Raw genomic sequence first — 22,035 nt, forward strand, 5'->3', positions numbered from 1 at the left:
CCTGGCAGCTTGACCCGTCTAGACTTTAATTACCTTGTCCAACTTTCGGGGACCAGTTCATTTGGCTGTCTGGAGGTTCTTTTTCGTACTAGTTCTTACCGTCCGCCGGTAGCAGGGCTTGATGCACGACGTGGTCCACGTGAACGACCGCCGCCAGCTGGTGCGCCAGCTGAGTCGCCGCGTCCACCCTGACGTGGAGCACGGTTGCCACCACTTGGACGTTCCGCGTTAGCGTTGTGCCCGCCGCGCGATGGGCGCTCGGCGTTAGCCGAATGTCCGCCACGTGCTGGACGTTCCGCGTTGGCCGAGCCGCCGCGAGCTGGACGACGGTTCGAGCTCTGCTGGCCTTCGTCTTCGGAACGAGCGCCGCGACCTGGACGGCCACCGCGAGCACCATTACCGCCGTTGCCACCACGCGAAGAACCGTTACCGGCGCCAGCGCTGGTGCGCTTGCGTGGCGATGCCTTTGGCTGTGCCGGAGCAACATAAGCAACCGGTGCGGCCACTTCGCCGACAACATCTGCCACGACTGCGGAGTTCAGGTTGACCTTCTCAAAAGGAACCTTCAAACCAGCCTGGCGAAGCAAGGTGGATACGTCGCCCTGCTGATCAGGGGTGCAAATGGTGACTACGGTGCCACTGGAGCCTGCACGGGCGGTACGGCCCGAGCGGTGAGTGTATGCCTTGTGTTCTGCCGGTGGATCAACGTGTACAACAAGTTCCACGCCGTCAACGTGAACGCCGCGAGCAGCAACGTCGGTGGCAACAAGAACCTTAGCCTCACCCGAGGAGAAGGCAGCTAGGTTTCGGTCACGAGCGTTCTGCGACAGGTTGCCGTGTAGGTCTACCGATGGGACGCCTGCCTTAGACAGGGCGATTGCCATCTTCTTGGCGTGGTGCTTGGTGCGCATGAACATGATGCGACGACCGGTGCCCTGAGCCAAAATGCGGATCAGTTCCTTCTTGTCATCGGCTGGAATCACGAAGACGTGGTGTTCCATGGTGTTCACTGCGGCTTCCGGAGCATCAACCGAGTGAATGGTTGGGTTGCTCAGGTAACGCTTAACAACCTTGTCCACACCGTTGTCCAAGGTGGCCGAGAAGAGCATGTGCTGGATGCCGGTTGGCATGCGGTCCATGATGCGGCGAACTACAGGCAAGAAGCCCATATCTGCCATGTGGTCGGCCTCGTCCAGAATCGAGATTTCAAGCTGGGACAGGTCAACGACCTTCTGCTTGATCAAGTCATCGAGACGACCTGGGCAAGCGATGACAATGTCAACGCCCTCGTTCATGGCCTTTTCCTGGCGGCTCTGGGCGACGCCACCGTAGATTACGGTGGTGCGCAAACCCGAGGCTGCGGCTAGCGGATCCACGGCCTTGGCGATCTGAGTCGCCAATTCGCGGGTCGGAGCCATGATCAGTGCGCGAGGGAAACGTGCCTTGCGACGCTGTGGACGCTGAGCCAGTCGGGCCACCATTGGAATGGAGAAGGCAAGGGTTTTACCCGAGCCGGTCTGTCCACGGCCCAAGACGTCGCCGCCGGCAAGAGTGGAGGGAAGGGTGGCTTCCTGAATTGGGAAAGCCGATTCAATGCCAAGGTCAGCTAGGACGTTGACAATGTTTTCGGGCACGCCGAGGGCGCTAAAAGTTGCAGTCATGCTCAAACTTTCTCTCTGATTCGCACGCCGGTTTTGGCGTTTGGTTTCGCCGAGCCAGGAGGAAGTCCGCAACTATGCAAAGAAAAGACACCAGCTGGTGAAGATCTTCGGAAGGGGGAAATCTAAACTGTCGACGAATGCGCACCGAGTTTTTCGGGAGAATCACCGAATCACTAAGAAGTGCGCACAGTTTTATCCTACAGGCCAATGACGGACTCCGGCAGTACCGGAGTCCGTCAGATCGACTAAAATCAGGAGATCTCAGACACTAAATCAGATTCTTTAGTCTCTTCGGGCTCTTTGGCCAGCTTCGAAGGCCACCAGACCTTCGGTCCAATTTCCTCCACCAGAGCAGGGACCAAAAGGCTTCTGACGATGAATGTATCGAGCAGCACGCCAAAGGCAACGATGAACCCAAGCTGCGCCAAGAACATGATTGGAACAACGCCTAAAGCTGCAAAGGTTGCTGCCAGCACCACACCTGCCGAGGTAATGACTCCGCCGGTAACCTTCAAGCCACGACGCATACCCTCACGCGTTCCATGCTTCAACGATTCTTCGCGCACCCTGGTCATCAAGAAGATGTTGTAGTCCACCCCCAGTGCTACCAAGAAGACAAAACCAAACAACGGTACGGCCGGATCAGCCCCCGAGAACTTGAATACGTTGTTGAATACCAGTGCGCTGACGCCCATGGCCGTCCCATAGGAAAGCACGGTGCTCAGGATCAGCAGCACCGGAGCGAGCACCGAACGCAGTAACAGCATCAGAATGATCAGAATGGCGCCCAGCGTCAACGGGATGATCTTGGCCAAGTCGGCAAGTGCCGTATCGGCGGTATCCAGTTGCGTCGCCGTAGTGCCACCGATTAGTGCTTCCGCGTCGGTCGCGTGGACCGCATCGCGAAGTGCAACGATCGTGTCCTTGGCAGCGTCCGAGTCGGCAGCGTCACTCAAGGTGATGAAGATCAGGCTACGACCTTCGACCACCTGCGGCGCTGCGCCGCGTTGTGCCATTGCCGGTCCACCATCTTCGGCTTGCAGATAAGCAGAATCCACCCCGGTGACATCTAGGACGTCTTCCAGCACGGTGGCCGCGTCAGCCTCGTTGACTACCGCGACTGCTGGCGAGCCAGATCCTCCAGGAAAGTGCTCACCTAAGGCAATTTGTCCGTCACGGGATTCAGAACCACCGATAACTAGTTCACTTTGCGGCACTCCATGGGCTTTGAGCCCAGTCACTCCCAAGGCGCCTACCGCCAGCAGGATGATCGTGAAGATCCAGATGGGACGAGGATGCGCCGCGACGAAGTTCGCGATACGCCCCCAGAGACCTTCCTTGACTGCCGCATGCCCACCTTGGTCTGCGGCCTTCGGCGGAAATGGCCAGTAGGCGGCACGTCCGAGTAAACCCAGCGCCGCAGGAAGGAATGTTAGGGCGGCAATAATGGAGAAAATAATGCCACTGGCACCAATCGGGCCCAATGCTTTATTGGAGTTCAGATCCGAGAAGAGCAGACACAGCAGGCCAACGGTCACGGTGCCACCCGAGGCGACGATCGGTTCAAAGGACCTGCGCCAAGCCTTGGACACTGCCTGGAACTTGTCCAGTCCTTCGGACAAGGCTTCCTTATGGCGTGCAACGAACAGCAAGGAATAATCCGTGGCGGCGCCGATGACCAGGATAGACAAAATGCCCTGAGATTGCCCATCCAACCGGATCCAACCAGCATCAGCCATATAGTAGACGGTCACGATGGCCGCACACAGGGCAACCACTGAGGTGAGTAATACCGTGAACGGCAGTAGCAGCGAACGATAAACCAACAGCAAAATGACCAGTACCGCAACGAGTGCCACACCGAGTAGCACCCCGTCGATACCGCCAAAAGCCTCGGTCAGGTCGGCGGCAAAACCCGCCGGCCCGGTGACATAGGCGGTAGCGCCCTCGGGGGTCAGCTGTGCGGTCAGGTTACGTAATTCTTCGACGCCCACATTTGCTTTGACTTCACCACTGACGGGAACCAGAAGTTCCAGTGCCCGCTTGTCTTCGGAAATGAATGGTCCGGTGACCTCCCCATCGAGGTATTCATAATCGGCAAACCCCTTGGCTAACTGTTCCCCCGCAGCAGCGTCAAGCTGATTCTCGCTGGTAAACAGCACCACTGCAGGGACTGCGTCAGAGCTACGGAATTTGCTCTGCCATTCCAGCGCTTTGGTCGCTTCTGCGGTCGCGGGAAGAAAAGCTGCCTGGTCATTGGTCTGCACTTCGGAAAGTTTGCCGAAGGTGGGACCGCCTACACCAGCAATCGCTATCCAGATCAACACCAACAGCGAGTACACGATTACTCGAATACCCGCACCCTTAAACTTCGAGGGCCGGTGCGGCTTTGTCACGTGAGACACGGGTCAATCCTTTTTCTCGGTGAGATAGTGGGGAGTCGAAAGCTAACGACGCATTTAGCTTATCAGGAAAGTATCTCTATGATCGAATGACTCTATTACATATACAATAACTTTTATGAGCAATAACCCCTCCCATCAGCTCGTGGCACTTCTGCGCGAATTTGCGCACGCAAGCGACAGATACGTTGAGTCCACCGGGGCCCTGCACGGAACTCACCGCACCGACATGAATGCACTGTCAATCATCATGAAATACCAGCAACAAGGCACCCCACCCTCACCTCGGGATCTGAGCCACGAGCTGCATTTGAGTTCGCCTGCGACCACCGCCATGCTTGACCGCTTAGAAAAGATCGGGTTCATTGAGCGCCAACGTACCGATAAGGATCGCCGTGTGGTGCGAATTGCGCTAACCGACAAGGCACGAACCGGCGGACGAGAAATGTTCATGCCCTTGGGCAAAAACATGCTTGATGCCATAGCTCATTACGACGCTGAACAGATTGCCCTGATTACGGATTTTATGGGCCGGATTATCGAAGGTGTCGACAGTGCGATAGTCGACGCCGCGTCACAGCACGATACTAAGTCTCAAAGTAGTACACCGAACGCCTAAGCTAATCTGGTGACACTTGCACTTTGGATCTCCCTGCTCGGCGCCTCCATCATCATCAGCTTCACCCCCGGCGCTGGGGCAATCAACACCATGACCAACGCCATGCGACTTGGCTTCCGCGGAGCTATCTGGGGAATTATCGGCCAACAGATCGCATTGCTCATTCACGTGATCATCGTTGCCGCCGGAGTGGGAATATTGGTCGCCAGTTCGCCGGCAATCTTTGCAGCCGTGCGCTACGCAGGCGCAGCCTATCTGGTGTATTTGGGCGTTCGGATGATTCTTTCCAAACCCGATGTCAGTTCAGAGTCAACGACCCAAACCCGCGTCTCGGGCCGCTGGGCAATGGTGCGCAGGGGAATTCTGGTGAACCTGCTGAACCCCAAGGCCATCGTGTTTTTCCTGGCCTTCACCCCACAGTTTATCCAACCGGGCCAACCACTGGCCCCGCAGTATGCCATCTATATCGGTACGATCATTGTGGTCGATATTCTCGTCATGTGGTTTTTCTTTGCCGCCACCGCACGCAGCTTCCAGCGTTTCACCACCACGGTGCGTGGCGCTAAGATCTTGAATTTAGTCTTCGGCACACTCTTTATTTTTGTCGCCGCACTTTTGCTCCTCATGCACTAAATCATCCATTGCGCTTGGTGCTTTCAAAGTTGCGCGCCGAGCATCTTCTAGACGAATACCGCACTTGTCGCAGGGCAGATTGAACAGCGCATAAACCAGATGACAAACCGATTTCTGCACTCGTTCACAGACCTAAACTAAATCGTGGCCTTTTTGTAGTCTTAAATCGGGCGCGTAGCTCTCGAAGGTTGGCCCGACTTGTGTCTAGACTGAGGACATGTTCCGGATAATGATCGTGTGCACAGGGAATATCTGCCGCTCGCCGATGGCCGAGTACATGCTCAAAGGCGCCCTCGCTGATGCAGGAATCTTAGAGGTTGAGCTCTTCTCCAGGGCAACCACCGACGGTGAGGTCGGCAACGGGATCGATCCACGTGCCGCGAACACGTTGCGTGCTCACGGAATTGACGCTTCGGAACACGTTGCCACGCAAATTGCCCAAAATGAGCTTGGTCAAGTTGATCTAGTGCTAGCCATGGATACCGACCACTTCGAATTTCTCGTTCCGCACTTAGCAGAGATAGATCAGAACGAACGTCCACAACTGCGCATGTTCCGGTCCTTTGACCCGGCCGTGGCTAACGAACCTCATGAAACCCAAGGAGTCTATGACCCTTGGTATGGAGATGCCGGAGATTTTAGAGAAACCTGGAAGATGGTTTCTGCCAGCCCGCCAGCCCTCGTTGATTATGTGCGGAGTAACATCGCCTCTCGTGGAAACCGATAGACCATATATTATTGCCCTCGACGGCCGTTCCGGAGCGGGCAAAACACGATTTGCTGCGGCTTTGGCGACCCTGCTGGGTGCCGAGGAAACCGTTAGTGTGCTGCACCTAGAAGATCTTTATCCCGGATGGGATGGATTGGGACAGGCCCGAGACCTCTACTCCAAGCTATTGCCAGATTTGGCAGCGGGCCACGAAGTTTCCTGGCACAGCTGGGACTGGGAGACTAACCAATTCGGCGCCCTCACCTCCTTTACCCCTGGTCGAGTGGTCATTGTTGAGGGAGTCGGCGCCGCCGGCGCCGCCGCACGTGAACACCTCGACGTGAGTATCTGGCTTGAGGCCCCTGCCGTGTTGCGCCGCGAACGCGCGCTGGCCCGTGACGGCGAAACATATCGCCCTTACTGGGCACGATGGGCTGACCAAGAGGCTGCATATCTGCAGGCAGAAGCCCCGCAGACCTACGCCACCATCATCTTGGACGGTGCCGCCGAACAAACTCCGGCCCATCAACTGCGCACAGTGCACCACTTCCTTCCCGAAAAATTACAACAATTGCTGCCGCGTGAAGAAGCGGTACAGGCACCTGAGCTACAACAAACTTTTAAGGCTCCGCAGGATGTGGCTGCTTTATTCGAGTCGCTAGCCCAAGGACTGCCAAAAGCCGCGTTGTTGGAGTCAACGAGCCATAAACTCACTGATCCTTTAGATCGTAATAGATACTCTGTGCTCGCCCTGGCACTGGATCCGGCAGCGGCCACACTCACCAATGATGCCTCCGGAACCACCGTGTCCGTTGGCGGCAGCACCGTGCGTCTTAATGAGCAGTTCTTTACTGCCCTGCATCACCTCTGGCCCCAGCACGCAGATGTCGGCGGTGATTATCCGATGCCTCAATGGGTGGGCTATCTAGGCTATGAACTCAACCGCGAAGTGGGAGCGAAAGATCGCAGCGTCCAGCTTAGTGACGCCACCATTCGCCCCGATGCTCAGTTCTTTTGCCCGGACACCGTCCTAGTGGTGGACCACCGTTTGAATCGCTTAATGCTGCATTGCCCAACCCTTCGAGTACCAGAGCTCCGAGAGCTGATCAATGCCCTGGACACCGCTGGCTCCCGGCACTGTGTACCCTTACCTCCGTTGAGCTTCGAATGCGCCGATTCGGCCAGCGGATACCAGCAAAAAGTCCGGGCGGTGCAACAACAAATTTTTGAGGGCAACACCTACGAAGCCTGCCTCACTACGGTTTTGACGGCACAGACGCCAGAATTTTCACCCTTTGAGGCGTACTGTGCAATGCGCGAGTCCAGCCCGGCGCCCTTCGCCCACTACCTGCGCATGGACACACTGGAAGTTGCAAGTATCTCTCCGGAAAGATTCTTAAGTTTAGATTCCTCCGGCCACCTTCGCGCCGAGCCAATCAAGGGGACCCGTCCACGTGGCCGGGACGAAGACGAAGATTTTGCTTTGGCTCATGACCTTGCCACACATCCCAAAGACCGTGCCGAAAACATTATGATCGTTGACCTATTGCGCAACGACCTTTCGCATTATGCGATTCCCGGTTCGGTAGAGGTCAAACGGCTATGCGCGGTGGAAACGTATTCGACGGTACATCAAATGGTGTCCACCATTGATGCCACGCTTCGAGACCGGCGTGATGCAGCCTTGGCTTTACGCGAAGCATTTCCCCCGGGCTCAATGACCGGCGCACCCAAGCTTTCGAGCATGGAAATCTTAGACAACCTTGAAGGCCAACGCCCGCGGGGCCTCTACTCCGGCTCCGTGGGATACCTCGGTTACAACGGCTCAGCAGATTTTTCGGTGGTGATCCGCACCTTGGTCTGTGACCGGATTGCAGGCGGCGGTTGGGATTTGAGCCTTGGCTTAGGCGGTGCAATTACCGCGGATTCACAACCTCACGAGGAATGGGAGGAAGTGATCACCAAGTCTGTGGGCGTGCTGCGCGCATTAGGCGCACACTTCCCGTTGCGTCCTTAAGCGTTCGCTATTGCAAGGTTGCACTCAACCGGCAGACGTTATCGATCCAGCGCTGTAAGCGCGGACGGCGACGCCACTCGCTTAAGGTCAGCTCCGAAGAGATCTCACGGTATTGATCTTGAACTTCATTGACCGCGTTCACCATTTCCGGGCCAAGCATCATCACTGAGATTTCCATGTTCAAACTAAATGAACGCATATCCATATTTGATGAACCAACCACCGCAACATCGTCATCAGCGGTGAAGCACTTGGTGTGCAGCACCATCGGCGCCGGGTAACGGTAGATCCGGACCCCGGCCTGCAATAGTTGCTGGTAGTAAGACTGTTGCGCGTGGTGGACTAGGAACTGGTCTCCCTTTTCGCAGACATACAAGTTCACTTCCAACCCACGTTGCGCGGCGGTGGTGATGGCATAAAGCAGCGAATCATCAGGCACAAAGTATGGGCTAGTGATGTTCAACCGTTCGGTAGCCGAGTACATCAACGTGTTGAACAGTCGTAGGTTGTTTTCAGATTCATAACCTGGACCGCTGGGCAAAACTTGCGCCAGCGTAGTTCCGGGCTGATCTGCCAAGGACAGCGGGTGTGAAGCTTCGGTCAGATCCGACAGGACGTCGGTGGTGTCATCTTCCTGCCACCAGTCAGTGGCAAAGGTGACATCCAAACTACGTACCAGCGGACCTTCAACCCGGATCATCATCTCGACCCATTCCCGGCCAAGGTTGTGTGAGGACTCGCGCTTGTAACCCGGTTCAATGAGGTTCTGACTGCCGGTGAAGGCCATGACACCATCTACCACCAAGATCTTGCGGTGGTTGCGCAAGTCCGGACGCCTCCAGCGTCTGCCAATAGGATCAATGGGGAGCATGGCCCGCCATTCGATATCTGAGGCGCGCAACCGTTTTTTCAGGTCACGGTAGCCGGAGACACGTAAGGTGCCCAGGTGGTCAAAAAGCAGTCTGACGTTGACACCGCGCCGAGCTGCAGCTTCCAAGGCGTCAAGCACCGGACCAACATATTCTTCATCATCACCCATGATGTAGAACTGGATATGGACGTAACGCTGGGCTTTTTCAATGGCCTCTCGCATTGCTTCCAAAGATGCTTTGTAATTGGAAAGCACCTCAATTTTGTTTCCACCATCAAGTGGAAATGCACCGAGTTTGCGGTTGAGCACCACGACCGATTCCACCCATTCCTCCGAGGAGTGAAACTCCTCAGGAAGTTTCATATGGGAAGTGGCGTTGGTAATGCTTTCGTTTGCGCGAGCTTGTTTTTCTAAACGCCGCCGGGATAAACGTGGGTTAGCGAATAACAGGTACGCAACCAGTCCTGCCACAGGGATGAAATAAATTGCCAACAGCCATGCCATGGCGGTGGTAGGTCGGCGGTTTCCCGGGACGATGCCAATCATCACGAAGCGCAAAATAATGTCGATAGTGACGGCAACTGGCCAGAGCACTGCCCCCAGATGAAGCATAAATTCGCCACTAGGCAACATTCAGACACGTCCCGTTCTTTATTTCTTCATGACTTTCACGTGTTTTGCGCGGTCAAGTCCTCAAACTCTCTGCTTAGACTATCGTCCTGTGAGCGACTTGTTCGTCCTTGGAGCCTTTGATGGCGCGTAGAACAGTAAAGTTTCGATAATCTTTAACTATGAGCTCACTCGTATTCCTAGATCCGGCATATCCTGCCGGACGTCTAGCAGATATTAATGCACCCCAACTTCCAGTAACCGCCCAGGGCGTGACACGCGGAGACGGTGTGTTTGAGTCGATGCTTTACACCAACCAGGCAGTGCGCAAAATGGAAGCGCATTTGGCCCGCTTGGCTATCTCGGCCGAAACCTGTGATTTGGTCATCCCCGATGAACACCGCTGGCGTTCGGCCATTGATACGGCCGTCGCCGATTTTGATGCCGACGGCGGCGCCGAAGAAGCCGTAGTGAAACTCGTTGTTTCGCGAGGCTCCACGGATGCCGAACAGGCTCTTTGCTGGGTGACTGTTTCACCAGCACCACAGCTTGGTAAAGACCAGCGCGAAACAGGAATCGACGTCCTGCTGTTGGATCGTGGCTACGACTCAAAAATTGCCGAACGCGCCCCATGGCTGTTGATGGGTGCCAAAACCCTGTCTTATGCAGTGAATATGGCGGCCTTGCGCTTCGCGCAGAAACACGGCGCTCAAGACGTAATTTTCACTTCTTCAGATGGTGTAGTTCTCGAAGGCCCAACGTCTACGGTCTTGCTGGCGCAACGCGACGGCGACACCAAACGATTGATCACCCCGATGCTTGAAACCGGTATTTTGCCGGGGACCACGCAGAGCGCAATCTTTGACGCAGCCGAACAATACGGCTGGGAACTGGGCTACGGTCCGTTGCGCCCCGAGGACCTCTACAACGCTGATGGCGTCTGGTTGGTTTCCTCGGTACGCCTGCTCACGCCGGTACACACCATCGATGCCAAACCGCTGCGCTTGGACGCTGAGCTCCATGCGGAGCTCAGCGACCTGAGCGATTCAATTCGTTAGGTCCACACTAGGTTGAAGGTGCCCGCCCACAGGGCTGCACCGATGGCCGCCGAGCCAAGCAAAATACCAACTGTCAGCACCGCTGCATCACGCAAGGTGAAGGTTGCACTGCGTACCCAGGTGCGCGTTCCGGTACCAAAACCTTTGGCTTCCATAGTCACTGCGAGCCTTCCTGCGCGGCGCAACGCTTGGACAAGCAATGCCAATACCTGGCCAAGTTTGGCTTTCACCCGTTGTATCGGTGAGCGTAGGTCTCCCACTCCGCGCGCCCTGCGCGCCAAGGTGAGGGTGGTAAATTCTTCCACGAGTAAACCTAGCAATCGCATGCCTGCAAGTGCACCCAAGACGAAGCGGTGCGGCACCTTCAGCTGCTGAGCCAAGGCCCCGCCAAGATCGCTGGGATTGGTGGAACTCAGTAGCAGGACCGTGGGTACGGCTAAGGCCATGGCACGTAACCCGGTGGCGATTCCGGCATTCACCGATCCTTCGCTAATGCTAAGAATTCCTAGACTAATCAGTGTGGCCCCGGAGTCCTCACCCACCAAGGCGATCCCCCACGCGGCCAAGGCCCCAGCGATAATCAGTGGCCAGCTTCGGCGCAGGAAGCGTCCCACGCTCAAGCCCGCCAGCGGGAGCGCGAGCAGTGTGGCACCAATAATGACACAGGCCGAGACCCAGTCGATGGTAGAGATTAATGGCAAGGTTGCAGCCGCAACGGCTCCAAGCTTGGCCAGTGGGTTGATCTTTGTCAGCCAGCTGCGCCCCAAGGGAGCATCAAGCATTGGACCCTGCACAGCGATTCGACGCCCAGCATTATCAGCCTCACGAGTCAGATGCAGTGCCGACGCTTCTAGAGCACGGGCAAAATCCGCGTCGTGAGTCACCGCCACCACGCTGGTGCCCGAGCGCAACTCTTCGATGAGAATAGTTGCTAGTTCCAGCCACGTATTGGCATCTTGGCCAAAGGTGGGCTCATCTAGGATGAGCACATCGGGTGAGGCTGCAAGTACCGTGGCAACAGATAATCTGCGCTTTTCACCGCCAGAGAGCGTGAACGGATTAGCATCTGCCAGCGCCGTTAGCCCCAAGCGTTCAAGCAACTCCTCTACCCGTCGTTCCACCGCCTGGGAATCAAACTGATCCTGTTGACTGCCCGCTAGCCGTGCCCGTGTCGGTGCAAAAGCTAGTTCTTCTCGAACACTTTGGGTGACAAATTGATGTTCGGGCTCTTGGAATACAGTCCCGATTCTGCCCACCAGCACCCCTGCTCGCCAGCTAAACGGTTCACTTCCCTGCCCTTGGGACAGCTGCGCACTTGCTTCAAGCGTTCCGGAAGCAGGCTCAAGCAATCCGCCTAAGGTCAACGCCAAGGTGGATTTACCTGCACCATTTTCACCGAGCACCACCAGCGCCCGGGAAGCGCGCAGTTCCAGGTCTATCGGTCGGGTTCGTACCGCACGGACGCTGCGCGATACTTGCATTTCAGCCGCGGTCAGTAACTGTGCGCCTGGGCTCGTACCCACCGGTTCGGTCACTGGGACAAAGCCTGGAACCCAGATACCCGAGGCGGCCAACTCACGACGTATTTTTTCATCATCGAATAATGCCTGCGGATTGAGGTCATGAAGAATTCCTCCACCCGGGGCAAGCACCAGGACTCGATCCACATGCTTGGCCCACGCTTGCAGACGGTGCTCCACCACGATCAGTGTTGCCCCGGTAGATTCTGCCGCGGCGAGTACTGCATCTCGCAACGGTTCGATACCTGCTGGGTCAATATTTGCGGTCGGCTCATCGAGCAGCATCAGCCCCGGATTCATCGCCAGGATTCCAGCCAGGGCAAGGCGTTGCTTTTGACCTCCGGAAAGCTCCTGGGTGCGGTGCCCCAAATCTAGGTCTCCAAGGCCTACCTCTTTGAGTACCTGTGGGATTCTGGCCCGGATGATTTCTGGTGCAATGCCAAGGTTCTCCGCACCAAAGGCGACGTCGTCACCGACGCGGCTCTGCACAATTTGGGTCTCGGGATCTTGCTGCATGAGACCCACCGGGAATGTCCGGGCAAAAGCATCTTGCTTTTGGATCCGTAGCTCACCGGTAGAAATTTGGCGTTCGTCGGCTTCCAGCACCCCGGCCAAGGCGTGCAGCAACGTGGATTTTCCGGCGCCAGAGGCACCAAGAAGTAGCACTTTCTGGCCCGCCGGAATCCGAACGTTCAATCCTTGCAAGGCTGGCACTTCACGTTCTGCGTGATGCCAACCAAAATCGGTGGCAAGAATTTCTAGTCCCCGCTTGGAAGTACGTTCGGCAGTGCGGGCCGCGCTGGCGTTACTCACTTCAGGCACGTCCCCACGGACTTTCCAGATGCGCTGAGCGGCTGGTCAAGGCGCCCAGCGCACCGGTTTTTGCCAAGGCGCGCGTGGCTAGCCACGTCAGCAGCCCGGCAATGATCAGACCGGAAATACCGGTGGCAACTACGTGGAACAGTTTCATCGCTTCGGTGTATTCCGCGAAGTAGCCCATCAGGTAGGCTTCACCGATTCCACCGAAAATACCGGTCATGAAGCCGGCGAGCAATGCGACAGGCAGATTCCAGCGGCGGTACCTGAATGCAGCAAAAATAAGCTCGGCGCCCAGTCCCTGAATGGCGCCCGAGATCAGTACGCCCAGTCCCCACTGGGATCCCAGCAATGCCGAAATGATGGCTGCCAGAAGTTCGCAGTACAGTGCGGCACCGGGTTTACGGATGATCAGCGCACCGAGCACTGCTGGGAAAAGCCACATGCCTGAAAGAAAAGCGCTGGCTGGTGGGAAGGCAACAAATGCGAGACTGACAAATCCGTAGCCTGCGTTCCACGCCCAAAAGATGACGCCCGAGGCTACAGCGATGACTGAAGCTACGACAATGTCTACCACGCGCCATTGCGCGCGAGTTGTTGCTGGTGCAACGTTCATAAGGTTGGTCCTCCTGTGTCAGGAGGGGAGATGTACGGATTCGTTGGCGTTTGATGGCGCACCCGAGTCCGCATCCGAGATGCTCGACTTCCTTCGCCGGTACTAACCGGAGCAGGTTCGAGGGTCTGCGATCTATCGCACTCTCAGCGTCTGGCGCCGCGAACGGCATGACGCTCCCCTGTCGGAATGATTACTGCTCACCCACCATACCGCAGGTATGCTGGGTTACAGAACGAATCCCCAATACACGAATGCGAGGACCACATGAATGCAGTTCAGAAGCTCATTACCCTTGGAATTTCTATGGGTGCAGGAATGCTCGGAAGTAAGCTCATTGACAAGGTATGGCAGGGATTCACCGGAAATGCGGCCCCTCGTAAAGGCAGTGAAGAAGCCGCCGAAGCTTCGATGCGTCAAGCGCTAGCCTTCGCGGTCTTTTCCGCAGCAGTCGCAGCAATTCTCCAGGTGCTCGCCGAACGCGGAACGAACAAAGCGATCTCCAGGTTCAGCAAGTAATTTTGTGTACTTATAGTTGTGGGGCGGGCCTTTCGGACCGCCCCACAACTATTTAGTCTTGTTTACGGCTTTTCATTCTCGTCCGCTTTGGAGCCTTCAATTTTCCTCACGGCCCCGGTATTTCCGGTTGCTTCGGAATGCTTGCTGATCACCTTTTTTAATTCATCGACATGTAATGTTTCTTTGGCAACGTGCTTGGTGCGATATCCGGCGCGACCAATCATATGTGCCGAAACCGGTGCGGTGAGCAACTGCAATCCCCAAGCCAGCACCAAGACCGGAACCAGAATCCAACTACGCAGGTGAATGGCCAGCCCGGCAAACAACAGCAAGAATCCGAGCACTTGTGGTTTGGTCGCCGCGTGCATGCGCGAGAGCAGATCCGGGAAGGTGATCAAACCAATTCCGGCGATCAGCGACATCAGCGAACCCACCACGAGCAACACTGCAACAACAATCTCTAAGAAGAAGTCCATCAGGCGTTCCTCTGATCCGAGACGAAGCGGGAGACCGTCACCGAACCGATGAACCCCAGTGTGCACGCCACCACCACGAACAGCAGATAATCCGTATGGCGGTTGATGGCCATGTCTAGGCACAACGCGCTGGAAATGATCAGCAAGATCACGTCCAAGGCCAGCACTCGATCAAGAATCGATGGACCCTTGAAGACGCGCCATAGGCAGGCAATCGAGGCCAGAGCCAACATGACTCCACCAATCCATACCGCAGTTTCAATCATTTAGCTGGCCTCCTAGCGGAAAAATCCGGGCCTTCTTCGGCTTTGATTGCTTCATATTCGTCGGGACTGCCGATGGCCATGATCAGCCGGCGTTCAATATCGCGGATACCAGCTCGCGCTTTTTCCACTTCCGCGTCACTATTCACGTCAAGGTAGTGCAGGTACAGCGTTGAGCTGCTGCGGTCCACATCGACTACGAAAGAGCCTGGAATGAGGGTCAGCACGTGTCCTACGGTCATCACAATCAAGTCTGATTCGGTACGCAAAGGGACCGCGATGAGTGCGCTGCGCGCCTTTCTGCCACGTGCCACGGCAACCCACGCCACGTGAACGCTGGCCGCAAAAACCTGACCGATAAACCAGATGAACAGCTTCAAGCAATACCAGAGGTTGATTCGTCCTGGCAGAACTACCGGGGGCAGCGGGAACAGGTTCACGATGATGATTGACAAGATCGCACCGAAGAGCAGGTTGCCTACGGAGAAATCTTGCCACAGCGCGCCCCACACGAAGATCAACAGCAAGAGCAGCGGCCATTCCTGCTTAAAGGTGGCGCGGTGCCGGACGCCAGCGGTATCCAGCGCATCATCGATGCGCTGATCGCGAGGCGTGAGGTCCTTAGGTTGCATGTCTGCGCCTCCTAACTGAACGGTAGTACTGCGTTGATAAATGGTTCACGGGCAATCAGCTCGGCAGCTACGCGCTGGCAGAATGCAAAGATTGGGCCGGCAAAAACCGTGAGCGCAATACCTGCAACTACCAGCGAACCGGTGGCGTAGCGCATGCCCCACGGCAATGATTCAGCTTCCAGCTCGCGTGCAAGCTTGCGTCCCAAATACGGTGCTTGGGCACCGCCGACGGCGGTTTGCTCCAGGACTCGGGTAGATTCGGCCACCAGTTGTGCGCTGGGCACCTCGGCGTCGGCCGCACGGCGCCAGAACATACGTGCCCACACGCGAATAATTGCCAGCAAGGTCAAGAGGCTGGTCAGCAGGCCCGCACCGATCACGGCCCAGGTAAGCGCGTCGGCATCTGCCGCGGCAGCGTGCAACAGCCCGAATTTCCCGAGGAAACCGGAGAACGGTGGAATGCCGCCCAAATTGATTGCCGGGATGAAGAAGAGGATCGTCAACGCCGGGGACAGCTTGGCCAGGGAACCGAGTTTGGTGACGTTTGCGCTGCCGGCGCGGCGTTCAATGAGTCCTGCCACCATGAACAGCGAGGTCTGCACAATGATGTGGTGTCCCACGTAGTAGATTGTGGCAGCAATGGCTAACGGGCCGCCCACCGCGACACCGAAGATCAAATATCCAATGTGGCTGGTCAGCGTGAAGGAAAGCATACGTTTGAAGTCTGTCTGCGCCAACGCACCGAGAATACCGATGACCATGGTCAGGGTCGCAACGACCAGTAGCGCCGCATTCACCGTCCCACCGGGGAAGAGCAGGGTTTCGGTACGCACAATCGCGTAGACGCCAACCTTTGTCAGCAATCCGGCGAACACTGCCGTGACCGGGGCCGGTGCCGTCGGGTAGGAGTCCGGAAGCCAGAGCGAAAGCGGGAACACGGCGGCTTTGATGCCGAAGGCAATGAGCAGCAAGACGTGCAGGATCAGTTGCGGGCCTTGCTCGAGTTCTGGCAGCTTGACCGCCAGGTCTGCCATGTTCACGGTACCCGTGGCCGCGTAGATCATCGCGATGGCCATCAGGAATATCACCGAGGAGACCACCGAAACAACCACATAGGTGGTACCGGCTCGGATACGCTCGGCCGTGCCGCCCAGGGTGAGCAACACATAGCTGGCGGTCAAGAGAATTTCGAAGCCCACGTACAGGTTGAAAAGGTCAGCGGCGAGGAAGGCGTTGGACACGCCCGCTAGAAGAATCAGGTAGGCGGGGTGGAAGACCGACACAGGCCCGGGTTCATCGCCATCGGCTAAACCTTGGCTGGTCGCGTAGAGCAGCACCGCCAGGGATACCACGGTGGAGATCAGCAGCATGAAGGCGCTAAAGCCATCCACCATCAGTGCTATACCGAACGGTGCATCCCAGCCACCTATATGGATGGCATAGCTTTCGCCGCCCCAGACCGCGGCGACCATTCCAACTTCCAGCACCATGGTCAGGCATAGAATGCCGATGGTAATGAGACGTTGGGTCCGCAGCCGGCGACGGGCGAGGAAAGCCGCGCCCGCACCGAAAATCGGGAGCAGGACTGCTAAGGGAGAGAGTTCTAGGAAGTTCATTTTTACTCCTCCCCTTCTCGGATTGGCCGGCCTTCTTCATCGACGAATTCTGTCGTGTCCTCGGCTACCGGTGAATCTTCTTCTTCGTCATATGCGGTGGACTGCGAAACCTTGATATCTTCGGTATCATCGGCCACGATATCCGCGCTGGTCAGTGCCCAGGAGCGATAGATCATAGCAAGCAAGAACGCGGTCACCGCAAAGGTAATGACAATCGCGGTGAGGATCAGTGCCTGGGGCAGCGGGTCGGAATATTCACTCGGATCCCGGTTCGAGTCGAACAACGGTGCGACACCGCGCCGTCCACCGGTGGTCAAGATCAGCAGGTTCACCCCGTTGCCCAACAGCATAATGCCCAGCAGCACCCGGGTCAGCGTGCGTTCAAGCACCAGATAGAATCCGGCGGCCAGCAGCACGCCGGTGATCACCAGGAAGGTAATGTTGACGCTCATCGTCCCACCCCCAAGGTCGCGGAGTGGCTGACATCGTGCTGTTCCACCGGCGAGCGTCCTTCGGACAGCTCGTCAATTTCGCTGCCCAGCGAGCGTAAGACGTCCTGTACGAGCCCAAGGACCACCAGATACACTCCAATATCGAAAATTGTTGAGGTGACGAACTTATGTTCGCCAAAGATTGGCAACCAGAACTCCCAGGCATACATGGTGAAGATCGCGTCCCCAAAGAACACCGGTACCAACCCGGCGATACCGGCTAGGGCAAGCCCACCGCCGATGAGCATGCCCGGGGCAATGCGCATTGACTCTGAAAGTTCCACGCGCCCACCTGCCAGGTAGCGGATGGTCAAAGCCAGTCCGGCAATGAGTCCGCCGGCGAAGCCGCCACCGGGTGTATTGTGTCCGGCGAGCAAGGCATACACGCTGAGCAGCAGCACCGTGTGGAAGACCAGCCGGGTGACAACCTCAAAAATAATGGAACGGCGTTCGGCCACCAGGGTGTTGCCGGCCATGAGCCAGTCTTGGTTGCTGGAGGTCGCGAAACGGCGTGCCACCCGCAATCCGCGTTCCTTGCTGCTCTGGTCTCCCATAGCTTCCGAACCGCGGTCGATGCTTCCCGGTTCCACCTCATGGGCGCGCAGCCGAGTGCCAAAGCCGCGCCCAGCAAAAATCAGCGATGCCACGCCGGTCGCTGCGGCGGCAAGCACCGTGATTTCTCCGAAGGTATCCCAGACGCGGATATCAACCAGCGTCACGTTCACGATGTTCTTGCCGAAGCCCTCGTAGTAGGCCAGGTCCGGGAAGGACAGCGAAATCGGCGCTTCGCTACGCGCGGCCATCATCGCGATCGCGATGTACACCACCATCAGCGCCAGCGCGATGGCCAGTACCGCACGGCCCCACTTGATGGTGGTCAGCCCGACCCAAAGCCGTTTAGGCAGAGCACGCAGCGCCAGCACGAAGGAAACCAGCACAATGGTTTCCACTAAAAGCTGGGTCAGGGCTAGATCAGGGGCTCCCTGCAGCGCGAAGATGGCGACCATGCCGTAACCGGTCACCGAGACCATCAGCACTGCCATGAAGCGTTTTGGTGCCACGATAGCGGTCACACAACCGACGATGATAATCGCACCGATGACCAGCTGTGCCGGGTGGTCAGCGATGACCCAATTAGTCGGCCACGGTGTTTCAACCGTCAGGGCGATGGACAGTGGCAAGATGAGCACAACCATCAAGATCACGCCCAGGTAGAAGGACAAGGAACCGCGCTGGGTACGGCCGGTAATCCAAATCGCTACTCGGTCAACGACGTTGATGCTTACACGATAAATTTCCTCGGCAGAAATCATATTGCGGCGCAGCGGTGCGCCGGTATCGGTGCGCTTGCGCAACCAGAAGAACAGGATACCGATGCTCACCGAGATCGCGCTCAAACCCAGCGCCGAATTAAACCCGGCAAAGAGCTTCAAATGCATGTCACCCGGCCCGCCTTGCAACAGCGACCAATGCGCTACCAGTGGTTCAATCAGTGCCGGGAAAAGGCCAAGACCCAGGGTGCATACGCTCAGCACCAGCAGCGGGCTGAGGAAGATCAGCGACGGACGCTTGGAGGTTGTCAGGCCCGCAATTTTTTTCTTCACGCCGAACGCGCCAACGAGGAAGCGCAGTGAGTAGGCCATGGTCAGCGCCGCGCCGAGGACCAGGCCGATCAGTGCAAAGATTCCCCACCCGGTCTCCAAGTGCAAGGCAGCTTCATACACCGCTTCCTTGGCCACAAAACCGAAGAGCGGCGGAATGCCAGCCATTGAGGCGACGGCGATAGCGGCGATCAATGCCAGTCCGGGCATGCTGCGGCGCAGACCAGAGAGCTTACGGATGTCACGGGTACCGGTGTTGTGGTCAATGATGCCCACGGTGAGGAACAAGGTGGCTTTGAACAGTCCGTGAGCAAGTGTGAGGGCAAGCGCTGCGAAGGCGGCTTCGGCGGTGCCGAAGCCAAAGACGGCAATGATGAAGCCAAGCTGTGAGACGGTACCGAAGGCGAGGATCAGCTTCAAGTCATATTGCTTCAGTGCCCGGAAGCCGCCGATCAGCATCGTCAGCACACCGATACCGACGGTGATAGGAACCCAGAAGGTGGTGTCGGAGAATCCTGGGGCTAACCGCGCGATCAGGTAAACGCCGGCCTTCACCATGGCTGCAGCGTGCAGGTAGGCGGAGACCGGGGTGGGCGCCGCCATTGCTCCGGGCAGCCAGAAGTGGAATGGAACCAGTGCGGATTTGGAGATTGCGCCAAGCAAGATCAGGGCGATGGCTATGTCGACAAACATCCCGCTGGCCACCAGCTGGTCCGATTGGGCGATCCATTCCGAGAGTCGGTAACTTCCGGTCTGAGCGCCGATCATCAGCAGGCCACCAAGCATGGCCAGGCCGCCGAAAGTCGTGACGATCAACGCGTTCATGGCCGAACGACGTGCGGTGATCAGATGCTGGCTAAAACCAATCAGGAGGTAGGAAAGTACCGAGGTGATTTCCCAGAAGATAAACATGATGATGACGTCATCTGCAGTCACCAGACCGGTCATGGCACCGGCAAAGGCCACCATTTTGGCGGCGAATCCACCGATTTGCGGGTCATCATTTTTGAAGTAGCGGCCACAGTAAATCAGTACGAGTGCGCCAACACCCAGGATCAGCAGCAAGAGGCTGGCGGCCAAAGCGTCCATGCGGAAGTTCAGCCCGATATTCAGGCCAAGTATCCAGTCGATGCTCAGTGAAGGGGGCGCATTGGGAGCGCCGGAGGAAAGTGTCGGGTCAGCTGCGAGTACCGCAGGAATGCGCGTGAGCAACCAAATAAATCCCGCTGCAGGCACTATTGCTACAACATAAAAAGCATTTCTTTTTAATGCTCTAAACAGTATTGGACACAACACTGCCGTAGCAAAGAGTGCAATGAGAATTACTAACACACGTCTCCTCTGTCGACTGAACAAGGGGCCAGAGTCCGACGAACAAAAAAATGCCCGCTACGCAATTTTATCAGCCCAGAGCGGGATTTTATGCACTATCGAGGGGTATGCGAAGCTTTTGCGCCACGGGAGAACAGCGGAATGAATTCCTAGAGCGGAATATCCTGCAGTAAATTCATTTACTGATCACCACAAACCTGTACGATGCCCACATGGGAACGAAAATTGAACCGACGGTAATACAACCCGGTGACAAGTGGCTCAATAAACACACGTGGGCTTGGGCCAGTTGGGACTGGGGCCAGGCGGCAATCAACGCGGTGATGATCACGTTCGTGTTCACCGTGTATTTAACCAGTGAACTTTTCGGCGACACCGACCATTCCTCACTGGTGCTCTCTCAGGCTTTGTCACTGGCTGGTTTGCTGATCGCTTTGCTGGTGCCAGTGACCGGGTTGCGCGCCGACGCTGCGGGCCGGCGCAAGCTCTGGATTATGGTCAACACCTTCTTGCTAGTGGTGGTGTGTGCCGCCGGATTTTTCGTCTACCCAGATCCTCGCTTCCTGATCTTCGGTGTCGCAATCATTGCCGCGCTTTCGCTATTCTCGGAGTTCGCCGGGGTCAACTACAACGCGGTGCTCAATCAGATCTCTACCCGGGCCACCGTTGGCAAGGTCTCCGGTTTCGGCTGGGGCATGGGGTACGTCGGTGGAATTCTTGCGCTGGCCCTGGTGCTCTTTGGATTTGTGCAACCCCTCGTTGACTGGCCCGGAGCAAACACCACCGATTCACTGAACCTGCGCTGGGTCGCGGTCTTCAGCGCCGCATGGTGCTTGATCTTCGCTCTTCCCTTGTTCTTCGTGATTCCCGAGTCCCCTTCAACGGTGTCCACCAAGATTCCTCTCTCGCAGTCCTACAAGGTGCTGTGGGGACGAATCGTGGGACTCTGGCGCGAAGACCGAAATCTCTTGTTCTTCCTTGGCTCCTCCGCGGTCTTTCGTGATGGGCTCAGTGCCATCTTTACCTTCGGCGGCGTGATCGCGGCAGGAACCTTCGGTTTCACCTTGACCGAGGTCATCATCTTCGCGATTGTCGGCAATATGGTCGCAGCGCTCGGTGCCGTGATTGGAGGCAGACTCGATGATGTAATCGGCCCCAAGGCGGTTATCACCGGCTCATTGATTGGCTTGTTGCTTGCCGGCGCTGGGGTGTTCTTCTCCCCCGGTGCTAGTGGTTTCTGGATTTTCGGCCTGTTGCTCACGCTCTTTGTTGGACCGGCACAATCCGCCTCACGTTCTTATCTGTCACGGATGATTCCGCCTGGCCGCGAAGGTGAACTTTTCGGCCTCTACGCAACCACCGGACGTGCGGTCTCTTTCTTAGCCCCGATGCTTTTTGGTCTGGCCATTGCTCTGGCTACGCCCTTCGTAGCAAGTGGAGAAGCACAGCGCTACGGCATTCTAGGTATCTTGGTGGTGCTATTGATTGGCTTGTTCCTACTTTTGCCAATTCAATCGCCACGCAAAACTTCAAATGCCTAGCAGTCCGCGCATTATTCGTCATTGACTAGCAAAGTT

At 56.8% G+C, this 22,035-nt stretch carries 18 protein-coding genes and 1 riboswitch; of the genes, 7 read left to right on the plus strand and 11 right to left on the minus strand.

The annotated features are described in order from the left end of the window. Positions 1–95 precede the first annotated feature (95 nt). Both IEX04_RS00005 and IEX04_RS00010 read right to left on the minus strand, forming a co-directional pair. Positions 96–1,661 carry a DEAD/DEAH box helicase gene (locus tag IEX04_RS00005; protein ID WP_188682762.1) on the minus strand — a complete coding sequence of 522 codons (1,566 nt, stop codon included), beginning with the start codon at positions 1,659–1,661 and terminating at the stop codon, positions 96–98. A gap of 251 nt (positions 1,662–1,912) precedes the next feature. Then, positions 1,913–4,066: an MMPL family transporter gene (locus IEX04_RS00010; RefSeq protein WP_229676914.1), complete on the minus strand. Its 2,154-nt coding sequence runs from the start codon at positions 4,064–4,066 to the stop codon at positions 1,913–1,915. Positions 4,067–4,181: 115 nt separating this feature from the next. Between IEX04_RS00010 and IEX04_RS00015 the strand changes: the two genes are divergently transcribed. The 4 genes from IEX04_RS00015 to IEX04_RS00030 all read left to right on the plus strand — a co-directional run bounded on the left by IEX04_RS00015 (position 4,182) and on the right by IEX04_RS00030 (position 8,041). Continuing rightward, a complete protein-coding gene (locus tag IEX04_RS00015; RefSeq protein ID WP_096254256.1) occupies positions 4,182–4,682 on the plus strand; it encodes a MarR family winged helix-turn-helix transcriptional regulator in 501 nt (166 codons plus the stop codon). Positions 4,683–4,691: 9 nt separating this feature from the next. Beyond that, entirely contained in the window at positions 4,692–5,315 is a 624-nt protein-coding gene (locus IEX04_RS00020; RefSeq protein WP_096254255.1) for a LysE family transporter, read from the plus strand. 217 nt (positions 5,316–5,532) lie between these two features. Further along, positions 5,533–6,042: a low molecular weight protein-tyrosine-phosphatase gene (locus tag IEX04_RS00025; RefSeq protein ID WP_188682764.1), complete on the plus strand. Its 510-nt coding sequence runs from the start codon at positions 5,533–5,535 to the stop codon at positions 6,040–6,042. Next, the gene (locus IEX04_RS00030; protein WP_181148013.1) at positions 6,029–8,041 is read left to right on the plus strand and encodes a chorismate-binding protein; all 2,013 of its coding nucleotides are present in this window, start codon (positions 6,029–6,031) and stop codon (positions 8,039–8,041) included. The genes IEX04_RS00025 and IEX04_RS00030 overlap by 14 nt, the downstream gene beginning before the upstream one ends. A gap of 7 nt (positions 8,042–8,048) precedes the next feature. On the opposite strand, the gene cls is transcribed toward IEX04_RS00030, so the two are convergent. Beyond that, positions 8,049–9,524, minus strand: a complete 1,476-nt coding sequence (cls, locus tag IEX04_RS00035) for a cardiolipin synthase (RefSeq protein WP_229676915.1) — start codon at positions 9,522–9,524, stop codon at positions 8,049–8,051. Positions 9,525–9,703: 179 nt separating this feature from the next. Between cls and IEX04_RS00040 the strand changes: the two genes are divergently transcribed. After that, a complete protein-coding gene (locus tag IEX04_RS00040; protein WP_096254251.1) occupies positions 9,704–10,579 on the plus strand; it encodes an aminodeoxychorismate lyase in 876 nt (291 codons plus the stop codon). On the opposite strand, the gene IEX04_RS00045 is transcribed toward IEX04_RS00040, so the two are convergent. Together IEX04_RS00045 and IEX04_RS00050 are read right to left on the minus strand one after the other, a co-directional pair. Next, a complete protein-coding gene (locus tag IEX04_RS00045) occupies positions 10,576–12,921 on the minus strand; it encodes an ATP-binding cassette domain-containing protein (RefSeq protein ID WP_382344102.1) in 2,346 nt (781 codons plus the stop codon). The two genes, IEX04_RS00040 and IEX04_RS00045, sit on opposite strands and share 4 nt — an antisense overlap. Then, the gene (locus tag IEX04_RS00050; RefSeq protein WP_188682774.1) at positions 12,914–13,531 is read right to left on the minus strand and encodes an ECF transporter S component; all 618 of its coding nucleotides are present in this window, start codon (positions 13,529–13,531) and stop codon (positions 12,914–12,916) included. Before IEX04_RS00050 ends, IEX04_RS00045 begins: the two co-directional genes overlap by 8 nt. A 71-nt stretch (positions 13,532–13,602) precedes the next feature. Beyond that, a riboswitch (TPP riboswitch) is annotated at positions 13,603–13,721 on the minus strand. A 74-nt stretch (positions 13,722–13,795) separates the two neighbouring features. On the opposite strand from IEX04_RS00050, the gene IEX04_RS00055 reads away from it, so the two are divergent. Beyond that, positions 13,796–14,047 (plus strand): DUF4235 domain-containing protein, encoded by a 252-nt coding sequence (locus tag IEX04_RS00055; RefSeq protein ID WP_188682776.1) that lies wholly within the window; start codon positions 13,796–13,798, stop codon positions 14,045–14,047. 62 nt (positions 14,048–14,109) lie between these two features. On the opposite strand, the gene mnhG is transcribed toward IEX04_RS00055, so the two are convergent. From mnhG to IEX04_RS00085, 6 genes are read right to left on the minus strand one after another with little or no spacing between them, the layout of a single operon-like run. Then, the gene (mnhG, locus tag IEX04_RS00060) at positions 14,110–14,523 is read right to left on the minus strand and encodes a monovalent cation/H(+) antiporter subunit G (RefSeq protein WP_188682778.1); all 414 of its coding nucleotides are present in this window, start codon (positions 14,521–14,523) and stop codon (positions 14,110–14,112) included. Further along, positions 14,523–14,789 (minus strand): MrpF/PhaF family protein, encoded by a 267-nt coding sequence (locus IEX04_RS00065; protein ID WP_096255500.1) that lies wholly within the window; start codon positions 14,787–14,789, stop codon positions 14,523–14,525. Before IEX04_RS00065 ends, mnhG begins: the two co-directional genes overlap by 1 nt. Continuing rightward, complete coding sequence (locus tag IEX04_RS00070) at positions 14,786–15,418, minus strand: Na+/H+ antiporter subunit E (RefSeq protein WP_188682780.1); 633 nt, start codon at positions 15,416–15,418, stop codon at positions 14,786–14,788. The genes IEX04_RS00065 and IEX04_RS00070 overlap by 4 nt, the downstream gene beginning before the upstream one ends. 11 nt (positions 15,419–15,429) lie before the next feature. Further along, complete coding sequence (locus IEX04_RS00075; protein ID WP_188682782.1) at positions 15,430–17,034, minus strand: Na+/H+ antiporter subunit D; 1,605 nt, start codon at positions 17,032–17,034, stop codon at positions 15,430–15,432. A 2-nt stretch (positions 17,035–17,036) separates the two neighbouring features. Further along, positions 17,037–17,486 carry a Na(+)/H(+) antiporter subunit C gene (locus IEX04_RS00080; protein WP_188682784.1) on the minus strand — a complete coding sequence of 150 codons (450 nt, stop codon included), beginning with the start codon at positions 17,484–17,486 and terminating at the stop codon, positions 17,037–17,039. Then, positions 17,483–20,458 (minus strand): Na+/H+ antiporter subunit A, encoded by a 2,976-nt coding sequence (locus IEX04_RS00085; RefSeq protein ID WP_188682786.1) that lies wholly within the window; start codon positions 20,456–20,458, stop codon positions 17,483–17,485. Before IEX04_RS00085 ends, IEX04_RS00080 begins: the two co-directional genes overlap by 4 nt. A 212-nt stretch (positions 20,459–20,670) precedes the next feature. On the opposite strand from IEX04_RS00085, the gene IEX04_RS00090 reads away from it, so the two are divergent. Beyond that, positions 20,671–21,999: an MFS transporter gene (locus IEX04_RS00090; RefSeq protein WP_188682788.1), complete on the plus strand. Its 1,329-nt coding sequence runs from the start codon at positions 20,671–20,673 to the stop codon at positions 21,997–21,999. Positions 22,000–22,035: the final 36 nt, after the last annotated feature.

Source organism: Glutamicibacter ardleyensis (genome assembly GCF_014644555.1).
Lineage (GTDB): Bacteria > Actinomycetota > Actinomycetes > Actinomycetales > Micrococcaceae > Glutamicibacter > Glutamicibacter bergerei.